Genomic DNA, 12,755 nt, shown 5'->3' with positions numbered 1-12,755 from the left:
TCCTTTCACAAGGAAGCGGCGCTCTATTATCCAAAAACAACTGACATGAGTAAAACATTACCACTCCTTTACCGTAGCTGCTGGCTGCTGCTCTTACTACTATCACAACAGGCCTGGTCGCAGGATAAATCCGCTATCAAAGGGCTGGTAACGGATGAAAAAGGAACACCCTTACCTGGCGTGTCTGTTGAAATCAGCAACCGGACCGATAAATTCAAAGCCAACACCATTACAACAGAGAATGGCATTTTCACGTTCAAAACATTAGAAGAAAACACCTATACCCTTACCTTCTCCTATATCGGGTTCAGTAAAAAAGTAATCAATAACTATAGTTATAAAAAAGGAGAATCATTATCAATGTCGGTGGAAATGTCGCCCATTGCCTCCAACCTGAACGACGTGATGGTAGTGGGATATGGTACCGTGAAGAAAAAAGACCTTACCGGATCCGTGGAAAAAGTAAATGTGAAAGATGCCACCAAGGCGCCCGTACGCTCCTTTGAAGAATTTCTTGCCGGACGTGTAGCCGGTGTACAGGTCAGTTCCGTTGACGGCCAGCCCGGTTCCACCGTGAACATCGTCATCAGGGGAAACAACTCTATTTCACAGGATAATTCCCCCCTGTTTGTCATCGACGGTTTTCCTATTGAAAACCCCGACAACAACAATATCAACCCGGATGAAATAGAAGCCATTGAAGTATTGAAAGATGCATCCGCAACAGCTATCTACGGCGCCCGGGGCGCCAATGGCGTGATCCTCGTCACTACCAAAAAGGGAAACGTGGGCAAACCGGTGGTCAACTTCACCACCTCACTGGGATGGCAGGAAAACCTGAAAACCATGGATATGATGACGCCCTATGAATTTGTGAAATACCAGATTGAAAGGGATGGCAATACCACCGATACCACCAGCCCTACCGGCGTATACCTCAGTAATGGCAAAACACTGGATAGCTATAAATCCTATCCGGGTATCGACTGGCAATCCATGATGTTCCGTGCAGCACCCATCTACAACAACAGCCTTTCCTTATCCGGCGGTAATAACATGACCCGTTACCTGATATCCGGGTCTGCATTTAACCAGGATGGTACGATCATCAACTCCAGTTATAAAAGATACCAGGGCCGGATCAATCTCGACCAGCAGATCAATACCAGGTTGAAAGCAGGTATCAATACCAACTACAGCTACCTGTTGCGCTCTGGTATCAGTCCTTCGGAATCCGGCAACAATGCCGCTACCACTTTGCTGTACAGCGTATTCGGCTCCGCTCCGCTCACTTCTCCGAAAAACGGCACCGGTCTGGAAGATGAATTGTTTGATCCTTCTGTGGATCTTACCTCCGACTACCGCATCAATCCCATTATTAACCAGCAGAATTTAGTGAGAAGAAATATCTCAAAGATCCTTTCTGCCAATGCGTATGTAGAATACCTGATCATGCCCGAACTGGTGCTACGTGTAACCGGTGGCGTGAACAACAGTGCCGTACGTACTGAATCACTGAATAATTCCAATACCCTGTATGGCAATAAAAGAACCACCTGGGGCGCCAGTTACGGCCCCAATGGTGCTATCAGCTTTATCAGCAACGATTCCTGGCTGAATGAAAATACACTGAGCTGGAATAAAAAGATCAACAACGATCATACGTTTAGCGTAGTAGCCGGTATGACCGAACAGGGCGGAAAAACCTCCACCTATGGCTTTGGTGCCTTTAACCTGCCCAATGAAAGCCTGGGCCTCAGCGGACTGGAAGAAGGTTCGCCTTTGCCCAATGCCACCCGTGCAGCCAGTTCCCAGTGGAACATGTTATCCTTCCTGGGAAGAGTGAATTACAATTATAAATCGAAATACTTACTAACATTATCTTATCGCGCGGATGCCTCTTCCAAATTTTCGGAAGCCAACAGATGGGCCTACTTTCCATCCGGTGCTGTGGCATGGCGCTTCTCCGATGAAAATTTCCTGAAACCCCTCTCCTTTCTTTCCGATGGTAAATTACGCCTGAGCTATGGTCTCACCGGCAACAACCGCGTGAATGATTTCGCCTACCTCTCTACCTTCGGCTTGCCGCTGGGCAACACCTATGTGTTTAACAACAATTACCAGAGCAGTATTATTCCACTCACCATTTCCAATCCGGATCTGAAATGGGAAACAACTTCGCAGTTCAACGCCGGGATCGACCTGAGTTTCTTCCGAAACCGGTTATCACTCACCGCAGATGTTTATAAAAAGAAAACGAATGACCTGTTACTGAATGCCGCCATGCCTACTTCTACCGGCTACAATGCCGCCTATAAGAACATCGGCAGTATGCAGAACCAGGGCCTGGAACTTACCATCAGCGCAATGCCGGTACAACAGAAAAATTTTACCTGGAATACCAGCTTCAATATTTCGTTTAACCAGAGCAAGGTATTATCGCTCACCGAAGGACAGGAAGCCATCACTTCTTCCATTGCCTGGGATAACAACTGGTCGTCATTGCCCGCTTACATTTCCAAGATAGGAATGCCGCTGGGCAATATGTACGGCTATATCTGGGATGGCGTATACCAGTATAGCGACTTCAACAAAGCCACCAATGGTACCTATATCCTGAAAGATAATGTACCAACCAATGGTAATACCCGTAACAATATTAAGCCAGGAGACATCCGTTACCGCGATATCAACGGCGACGGCGTAGTGAATGCCTCCGATTATACGGTGATAGGTCGTGGCCTGCCGATTCATACCGGAGGCTTCAACAACAGCTTTACCTACAAACAATTTGACCTGAATGTTTTTTTCCAGTGGTCTTATGGTAATGACGTACTGAATGTAAACCGCCTGTTGTTTGAAGGAAATATTTTCAACCGCACCTACTTCAACCAGTTTGCCAGCTATGAAAAAAGATGGACGCCCACCAACACCAATACAGACCTCTATAGAACCAATGGATTCTATGGTGGCGGCTATTCTTCCCGTACCGTGGAAGATGGTTCATTCCTGCGTTTAAAAACACTGGCATTGGGGTATAGTCTTCCTGCCTCGTTGCTGAAACAGGCAAAGATCACACGTTTACGCATCTACGCAGCGGCGCAGAATGTTTTCACGTGGACAAAATACAGCGGCATGGATCCGGAAGTGAACACCTATAATTCCGTACTGACGCCTGGTTTCGACTACTCCGCCTATCCCAGGGCCAGAACCATCACCTTTGGCGCCAATGTATCCTTTTAATTCATTAAAGCATTTTTGATATGAAACATCTCTTCTTATATAGCAGTATCCTGTTGGCCTTTTCTATGGTGAGCTGCAAAAAATTCCTCAGCACCACACCAACTGATTTTCTCACACCGGATGCGTATTACAATTCAGAAAGCAAAGTGATGAGCGCGCTGGCAGGAGTGTATCAGCCTTTGGGCAGTTCCGCCCTGTATGGCGATGCGTTGTTCTTTACGCTGGGTACCGGTACAGATGAAAGTTTCCGGGCGGTAGCTTCTGCTACTACGGGGGTGTGGGTGTATAACTATGATTATACGGAGCCTGCTGTGAATAATCTCTGGTCGCAGTTGTATGCCGGCATTGAACGTGCCAACCTCCTGATCGCCAATATCAACGTGGCGCCGATGGATGAAACGAAGCGGAAAGCCATCCTGGGTGAAGCCTTGTTTATGAGAGGCTATTATTACTTCCTGCTGGTAAGCAACTTCGGGGATGTGCCTTTACAGATCACGCCCACTTCTTCTCCCAAAAATATCAGCCGGCCACGTACGCCTGCGAAGGAAGTATATGCGCAGATCATCCAGGACATGCAAACGGCAGAAGGAAACGTATATACATCTACGGAGCTGGGATACAGCAGCCGGATAAGCAAAACCACCATAGCCGGCATCCTGGCGAGGGTATGCTTAACGATGGCCGGTTATCCTTTGCTCGACAACAGCAAATATGCGGAAGCGCTGAAATGGGCGTCGAAAGTAAAAGCATCCGGTGAACATTCCCTGATCACACAGGCCGTAGCGCCGGATGGCGACAACAACAGTGGTTTCAGCCAGGTGTTCGTTAACGAGATGCAGGATAAATATGACGTGCGTGAAACGATGTGGGAAGCGGAAGAAAAAGGTAACCGGGCAGATGGCTATGTAGCCAATGGCCGCGTTGGAAACGATATCGGGATCGGCTATACGGCAGCTAACTATGCCGACTCCGGCTACTGCTATGGTACCATCCGTATAACAGAACGTTTGTATAAATTATATGGAAAAGGGGATTTACGGAAAAACTGGGCCATCGGAGCATTCTCTTATACTGCCGCAGGTGCGCGTACCTATTTTGCGGATAATAAAATATATGACCGTGCTGCCGCAAAATGGCGGAGAACCTACGAAACACTCACCCCAAAGGATAAAAACTATAATGGCGCCAACTTCCCGCTTCTCCGTTATGCAGATGTATTACTGATGCTGGCGGAAGCGGAGAACCAGGTAAATGGCCCCACTGCCGTGGCTTATGATGCCATCAATATGGTGCGCAGAAGAGGCTATGGCTTGCCGGTAACTGCCGCCAGTGCAGATGCTGATCTCACACCCGGACTTGGCAAACAGGCATTTCAACAGGCTATACAGGACGAACGATCCAGGGAGTTGTGCTTTGAAGCGATGAGACGGGCGGACCTGATCCGCTGGGGCATCTTTATCCCTACTATGAAAGCAGTAGCAGCGGAGTTCAAGGCGTATAACGGCACCTATGCCTATGGCGCCAATGCGGGCAACAATGTATCGGAAAGGAATGTACTGTATCCCATTCCGAGTTCAGAGATGACCGTTAATAAGGCTGCTGTACAAAATCCGGGCTGGTAATTTATTATTCTATCTTAAATCTGATGTATGCGTTTTCACAATATATTATTCACGGCTGTTTCGGGCTTATTGTTAGCCGCCTGCAATAAAGACATTAAACTTAAAAGTTTATCTTTTGATGCCAGTGCCGGCGCCGGTACTTATGCTACCGCAGATACCATCCGGTTTAACCTGACCGGTAACCCGGATTTCATCACCTTTTACTCCGGTTTGCCCGGCAACCGTTATGCCTACCGCAACCGTACAGCGGCAGCAGGTACACCCGTATTGCGGTTTACCAGCGCCAGAGCCAATGGCACACAAACCAACTCCCTGCAATTGATGATATCTGCCGATTTCAAAGGCATTGATACCAGCAACACTACCACCCTTTCCAATATCGCTGCCGCCAACTGGAAGGATATAACGGACAGGGCTACACTATCTACCGGTGCTGCACTGGCTTCCGGCCCGGTAGACCTCACCGATCAAATCGGCGACAAACCGGTATACATTGCGTTTAAATATACCTCTGTGAGCGGCTCCAAACAAAACAAATGGACCATCACCGGATTAAATGTCAATAACACACTTGCAGACAGTACCACCTATCTCATTGCCAACTTAAATGCAGGGAATACCGCCATTACAAATTATGGCGCTACTACGTATAGCCCTGGTTGGGTATCTTATAAAGTAGTGAACAATTACAACTGGGTAGTAACCGCCGGTACATCTTTAGTGATCACCGGCGCTGCTGCCGCAGATCAGGCCACGCAAAATGCAGAAGCCTGGGCCATCATGGGACCCCTGGATCTGAAAAAAGTAACACCCGACTGGGGTATTCCGATCAAAAACATCGGTGAAAACATGAGCAAGTTTCCCTACAAATACATCTACACGTCTCCTGGCGCTTACGACGCTACGTTCCTGGCATCCAATGCCAACAGGGACCGCCAGGATTCTATCGTAAAAAATATCCGTCTGAACGTGCATTAACGTCATTTACGGAGAGAGTGATGCAACAGGGCTGATCATTACTGGTCGGCCCTTTTTTTATCCGGACGGTTATTACCTGCTTTAAATGGTCACGCATACCACCTCAAAAAAAGGAACGATCGATTGCAATTTTATCTACTGAAAATAATAATTGTCAAAAACACAATAATAAAAGTATTTCTACTATCTTTAGGTCATTGAGTTATCAAAATACTGTAGAATAGCGTCCGTATAATCGTAACAACCACAGCTGCCGTCCACGTTTACAAGAGTAGCCAAAGTAAAAACAGATTGCATTCCATTATAAAAAAAGTGAGTATCTGGTGATACATCATATGCTATCGCCTGTGCCAAAACATAAACCACGTCAAAAAAAATGGCCATCCGCCAATGGATAGCCTGTACCAGTGATCGTTCATCGTTGTAACTCATTTTACTTTTATAAACTTCTAAATTCAGACGCTCGTGAAATTACTTTTACCGGGTATTTGTCTCCTGGTCACGATGACTTTTACACATTGTGCAAATGAGGCTCCTCCCGCCAGCAATGCAGCTCCTGCTTCCAACAGGCCACTATTCCGCGATTTCATGGCCATCAACGGACACTATCATTTTAAACCCGAACTATACGGCCAGGTATGCCGGCTGGTACGCAACTATCATAATGTAGACTGGGATGTAAAAAACCTGGGGGATCCGCTAACGATTCCTCAAACCGCCAACAATATCAACTGGAAGAATGAAGTGTATGGCCCGTGGAAACAGGGTGGATTCGAAACCGATATCTGTATCCAGTTTGGCAAATTCGGCGCAGACCAGTCTAACCTGGTCGAGATATGGAAAGGGCAGGAAGCATGGACGTATGACTACGGCAAAGCCATGGCAGCCTATTACGGTCCATCCGGCACCGAAAAACTCGCTACCTCTTTTGAAATAGATAATGAACCCGGCAAGCGCGTAGATTCCGCCGCCTTCCGCACCATCTTTAAACAAATGGCCAGCGGCATCCGCAAAGGCGATCCACGTGCCCTGATTGTAACACCCACTGTACACGCACGCGCCGCCGATGACTACTCCCAGTATGTAGGCAGCATTTATGGCGATAAAGATATTCTGCCACTGTATGACGTAATTAATATTCATACTTATGCCACTATGCCCACGTCTGCCACGTCGAAAAATTCGTGGAACAGAAGTTATCCGGAAGACAGCTCCCTGGCTTATTTCAAGGTAGTGGATGAATCTATCGCCTGGCGCGATCAGCATGCTCCCGGAAAAAAAATATGGGTCACTGAATTCGGATATGATGCATGTACACCGGATGCAATGGTACACCGGAAAGACTGGGCACTGAAACTGGACTGGCAGGGGAATACCGATCTGCAACAGGCACAATACATTGTACGTTCCTTCCTGCTCTTTGCTACCAGGGATGTAGAACGGGCTTACCTCTTCTTTTTCAACGACGACAATGAAGCCGGCTTTCATGCTGCATCCGGACTAACCCGGAAGTTTGAACCGAAAATGTCTTTCTGGGCCACCAAACAATTGTATGAAATGCTGGGTAATTACCGCTTCAACCGCATAGTGAAAAATGAATCCGGAAAACTGTTTGTATATGAATTTGAACAGGGCGATACACCCGGCAACCGGATATGGGTAGCCTGGTCGCCCACCGGCACTAAAACACAGGAAAAAGAAGGCTACCAGCCAAAAGAAGCACTGGTCACATTAACCGGTTTACCGGGAAAACCTTCCCGTGTAGTAGCTATGGCCACTACCGCCTCGGCGGCATCCGAACCAAAATGGGAACAGACCGACAGCAAATCCATTACGCTAACGGTCGGCGAAAGTCCCACGTTTATTGTCATGAGTAAATAAACAGTACGCCTTCCAGGCTACTGTCAACCAAAACAGCCGCCGTACGCAATATACCTGCGTACGGCAGGGCAACTTTTTGTCTTTATGTCCACACATCAACGTATGAAGAAAGCCTAAATGATCTGAGTTATGAAAAATTATTTACCACTTTTATTAATTGCTTCCTGCCTCGCGGTGCAGGCAAGGGCGGGCGATCCGAACACGCTTCCGCTATCTCCGGAAACTGCCGCCGGTAATGTCCGGCAGGAGATCACCATTACCGGTACCGTAAAAGATACAAAAGGCGTATCGCTGCCCGGTGTCAGTATCAAGGTGAAAAATCACCCCATGGCGGCCATCACCAATGAACAGGGAAAGTTCAGTATCAAAGTTCCCGGCAAAGACGCCGTACTGGTATTTACCTATATGGGATATATCAGCCAGGAAATATCACCAGGTAACAACAGTACCCTGAACGTAACCCTGGAAGACCAACTGGAGAAGTTGGGCGAAGTAGTAGTCATCGGTTTTGGTACGCAGAAAAAAGTATCCGTTACCGGCGCCATCTCTTCCGTTACTACCAAAGACCTGCTACAATCACCGGTAGCCAATATCAGCAACTCCCTTGCAGGCCGCATGTCCGGATTACTTGCCCGGCAATCCAGCGGAGAACCCGGTAATGATCAGAGCACCCTGCGCATCAGGGGCGTAGGCACTTTCACCGGTTCCCAGGAACCACTCATCATGGTAGATGGTATTGAAGTGACCAACTACAACAACATCGACCCCAATGAAATAGAAAGCGTCTCTATCCTGAAAGATGCTTCCTCCACTGCCATATATGGCGTAAGAGGCGCTAACGGGGTATTGCTCATCACTACCAAACGTGGTAAAGAAGGAAAGCCACAACTCGGCCTCACTTCCAATGCGGCCATCAACAGGTTCACCGGTCTGCGCAAACCTATGAGCAGCGCAGATTATGCACGCTCCTACAACGCGGCTAAAAAATACGACTCTTATATCACCAACAGTACCTATGAGCCAACCTACTCGGATGAAGCCATCAGAAAATATGCATCCGGAGAAGATCCGGTACTGTTTCCCAATACCAACTGGTATGATGTACTGCTCAAAAAAGCATCACTGCAAACACAGCAAAACCTGACCATCAGCGGCGGAACAGAAAAAGTGAAATACTTTGTGTCCGGCGGTCTGTTTAACCAGGAAGCACTGTTCAACAATACCAGCCTCTCCCCGGGATGGGATGCACAGATCAAATTCAAACGCTATAACTTTCGTTCCAACTTCAACTTTGAAGTAACCAAACGCCTGAAAATTGCACTGGACCTCTCTTCCCAATCAGAAAACAGGCGCGGCGCCAACTGGAATACCAACCGTATTTTCCAGGGTATTTCAGACGCCAACCCATTATATTCTCCCGGTGTAGTAGATAATAAGATCGTTACCCTGAATATGCCCGGCCCGGTGAATCCCATCAACATCATGCTGGGTGCCGGTTATACCAAAGAGTTCCGGAATTATCTGAATGGAACTGTACGGGTAGATTATGACCTTGATTTTATCACGAAAGGACTTTCTGCACATGGTAAAGTAGCGTACCAGAACTATAACAGTAAACTGGATACCTATCAGAAAGGACTGGTGACCTATCTCGCTAAAAGATTACCGGACAACAGTCTCGTGTATATTCCACAAGGACTCGATAATCCGTTTGGTTTCAGCGAAGCCATTTCCAAAAACAGGCGCACGTATGCAGAAGTCGGACTGGATTACAACCGTCAGTTTGGCGATCATAATGTAACCGGTTTGTTGCTGTATAATCAAACCAAACTGTTTGATCCCAACCTGGCCTACCTGGTGCCCAATGGCTACCAGGGCGTAGTAGGCCGTATTACCTACGCGTATAAAAACAGGTACCTTGCCGAATACAACATCGGTTACAACGGTACCGAAAACTTTGCAGAAGGCAATCGCTTTGGATTCTTCCCGGCCTATTCACTGGGCTGGATTCCCTCCATGGAATCCTTCTTTCCGAAAAATGATCTCATCACCTTCCTGAAAATAAGAGGCTCCTACGGACAAGTAGGAAATGATAAACTGAATAACGCACGGTTCCTGTACCGCCCAACTTCTTACACCTACTCCAACAATCCCGGCTATTACTTCGGTGAAAGCGGCGTTAACTACGCAGCCTATAACACTGCTGTAGAAGGCGCACTCGGCAATGGCGACCTGACCTGGGAAAGAGCGGTGAAAAAAGACATCGGTATAGAGATATCTCTCTGGAGAGATAAAATTAAAATTACGGCCGACTGGTTCAATGAAAACAGGGAAAACATCCTGGCAGTGAAACAAACCGTTCCTACCGTTACGGGGGCCATTTTCCCGCCTTACAATTTCGGGAAGATGCAGAACCGGGGTATCGATGGCGACATCTCCTTTAACGACCAGGCCGGCCCGGTGAACTATTGGGTGAAATCCACTTTCACGTTTGCTAAAAACAAGATCATCTATATGGATGAAATCCCGCAGGCCATGCCGTATCAGCAACGTACCGGCCACCGCGTGGGGCAGTACTTCGGTTTGATTGCAGAAGGACTGTATAACACCTGGGAAGAAGTCAATGATCCGAAACGCCCGGTATCACAATGGAATAATAATAAGATCCAGCCCGGCGATATCCGTTATAAAGATATTAATGGAGATGGCAGAATCAGTGAAGAAGATGCCGTACCGATCGGTTATTCCAACTTCCCCGAAACTATGCTGGGCCTCTCTTTTGGCGGCAGTTACAAAGGCTTCGACTGCTCCGTGTTATTCCTCGGTGCTACCAATGTAAGTCTGCAGATGCCCTGGTCGGCCATGACCGGTATGGAGCAGAACAAAGGCGCCAACGAATACCTGCTGACCAGCTGGAGCGAAGAACGTTATGCCAAAGGTGAACCGATCAATTTCCCGCACTTATCCTTAGGTGGAGAAACACAGAAACATAATTACAAAGAATCTACCTACTGGATCCGCGATGCCAGCTATATCCGTCTCAAAAATATTGAACTGGGTTATTCCTTCGCCGCAGCGGCGTTGAAGCGGATAGGCATGAGCAGTGTACGCTTGTACCTGAATGCCAACAACCTGTTTACCTGGAGTAAACTGGATCCGGGCGTTGATCCTGAAAGTCCCAACAACATTAACAATACAGAACCTTACCCGCTGGTAAAAACAGTGAACGTGGGTTTGAATGTAAAATTCTGATGATGGAGCTGATCACCGCATCCTTCTTTATCAACAGTTAAAAATTTCACGGATGAAAAAAATACGCATAGTCTGTATATTCGTCATACTCGGAACCTTCACTTTCTCCTGTAAGAAAAACTTCCTGGATAAAGCCCCCGGCGTAGACGTTACCGAAAATACCATCTTCTCCTCTCCCACCCAGCTGGAAACCTATATCGCCAGTATGTACCGCCATGGTATCCATCACGGGTTCTGTACGGATGATAAATCACTCACGGAATCCATCAGCCTGGACATTTCTGCCGGTGCCACCGATGAGGGCGAGTACGCAGTAGCCTGGCTCACTTCCCAATATTGGAATTCGGCCAGCATCACCGCCAGCGATATTGTGAACCTGGAAGATTACCGTTTCTACCTGCGGTGGACCGCCATCCGCATCTGTAATATCATGATGGAACGCATCGGTGAAGTACCGGGGCTGCAGGAGTCGTACCGCGAACAGGTAATCGCAGAAGCGAAATTTGTGCGGGCGCTCAATTACTTTGAGATGCTGAAACGCTATGGTGGCGTACCTATTGTGAATAAGCGCTTCCAGTTATCGGAAGAACTGAAGATCAGCCGGAATACCATCGAAGAATGTGTGAACTTTATTGTGAACGATTGTACCGAAGCCGCCGGCGCATTACCGCCTACCTACCCTTCCACCATGCGGGGCCGTGTTACCAAAGGCGCTGCACTGATGCTGAAATCAAAAGCACTGCTATACGCTGCCAGTCCTCTGTTTAACACCGCCACGCCTTATATGCCACTGGGAGAAAACAATAAGCTGATCTGCTATGGCAACTATGATGCGAATCGCTGGAAACTGGCCGCAGATGCTGCTAAAGCGGTGCTTGACTGGGCGCCCTCGGGTAACTGTAAACTGATAGACGACAAAGGCGTTGATGTCAATTATAAATACGAATGGTCTACCAACGACAATGAAGAAATTATACTCGCCAATAAATCGTTTGGTACCCGTTATCCGTGGGATATTCCCTGGGCGGTAATGAAACCCAATACCATTGCGAACCCGGGCTGGGGTGGCTTACAGGCTACCTTTAACCTGGTACGCAAATACGAAAAGAAAGATGGTACGCCACAAACCTGGAATGCCAATGGTGGCAACGACCTCTTTAAAAAATATGATGAACTGGATCCCCGCTTTAAACAAACCATTGCCTATCACAATTCCTACTGGAATGTGGAAACACCGGTGTTTAACTGTATCGGTAACAGTATTGGTCACTGGATGCATAAACTGATTCCTTCCGACCTGCACAATGGTGCAGCCCAAATCCCCAGCTGGCAGCTGTTCCGCCTGGCGGAAGCTTACCTCAACTATGCAGAAGCATTGAATGAAGCAGAAGGTCCGGTAGATGCAGCTTATGATGCGGTGAACAAGATCCGTCGCCGTTCCGGTATGCCCGATTTGCCAAAAGGTTTGAGCAAAGACGATTTCAGGAAACGCGTACACAACGAACGCGACATAGAACTGGCTTTTGAAGATCATCGCTTCTGGGATATCCGCCGTTGGAAAATTGCAGAAGAAGATGGGGTGATGAAAGGCAATTTCTGGGGATTAAAACTCGCCACTATACCGGCCAGCAGCGAGATCCATTACGAGCCTTACATTTTCGAAGTACGCAGTTTCCTGCCGAAGATGTACCTGCACCCATTCATTCTGTGGGAAGTAAACAAAGGCTACCTCGTGCAAAACCCCGGATGGTAAGGGAATCACATTTTTTTTCGTTTAAA

Annotated in this window: 6 protein-coding genes; all 6 read left to right on the top strand. The window is 47.6% G+C overall.

Features of this window, described 5'->3' with window-relative positions:
* Positions 1–45 precede the first annotated feature (45 nt).
* The 6 genes from BMW79_RS10975 (at position 46) to BMW79_RS10945 (ending at position 12,729) form a co-directional block, all read left to right on the top strand.
* Positions 46–3,243 (top strand): SusC/RagA family TonB-linked outer membrane protein, encoded by a 3,198-nt coding sequence (locus BMW79_RS10975; RefSeq protein ID WP_089894508.1) that lies wholly within the window; start codon positions 46–48, stop codon positions 3,241–3,243.
* Between the two features lie 20 nt (positions 3,244–3,263).
* Positions 3,264–4,865 (top strand): RagB/SusD family nutrient uptake outer membrane protein, encoded by a 1,602-nt coding sequence (locus BMW79_RS10970; protein ID WP_089894505.1) that lies wholly within the window; start codon positions 3,264–3,266, stop codon positions 4,863–4,865.
* A gap of 27 nt (positions 4,866–4,892) precedes the next feature.
* Entirely contained in the window at positions 4,893–5,843 is a 951-nt protein-coding gene (locus tag BMW79_RS10965) for a DUF5017 domain-containing protein (protein ID WP_089894502.1), read from the top strand.
* Between the two features lie 465 nt (positions 5,844–6,308).
* A complete protein-coding gene (locus BMW79_RS10955) occupies positions 6,309–7,724 on the top strand; it encodes a hypothetical protein (protein ID WP_143059126.1) in 1,416 nt (471 codons plus the stop codon).
* Between the two features lie 129 nt (positions 7,725–7,853).
* Positions 7,854–10,976 carry a SusC/RagA family TonB-linked outer membrane protein gene (locus BMW79_RS10950; RefSeq protein WP_089894493.1) on the top strand — a complete coding sequence of 1,041 codons (3,123 nt, stop codon included), beginning with the start codon at positions 7,854–7,856 and terminating at the stop codon, positions 10,974–10,976.
* Positions 10,977–11,028: 52 nt separating this feature from the next.
* Positions 11,029–12,729 (top strand): RagB/SusD family nutrient uptake outer membrane protein, encoded by a 1,701-nt coding sequence (locus BMW79_RS10945; RefSeq protein WP_089894490.1) that lies wholly within the window; start codon positions 11,029–11,031, stop codon positions 12,727–12,729.
* The last annotated feature ends 26 nt before the right edge of the window (positions 12,730–12,755 follow it).

This window comes from Chitinophaga arvensicola (assembly GCF_900110835.1).
Lineage (GTDB): Bacteria > Bacteroidota > Bacteroidia > Chitinophagales > Chitinophagaceae > Chitinophaga > Chitinophaga arvensicola.
Note: the sequence above shows the minus strand (reverse complement) of the source record. Positions and strands in the feature narration are given on the sequence as shown.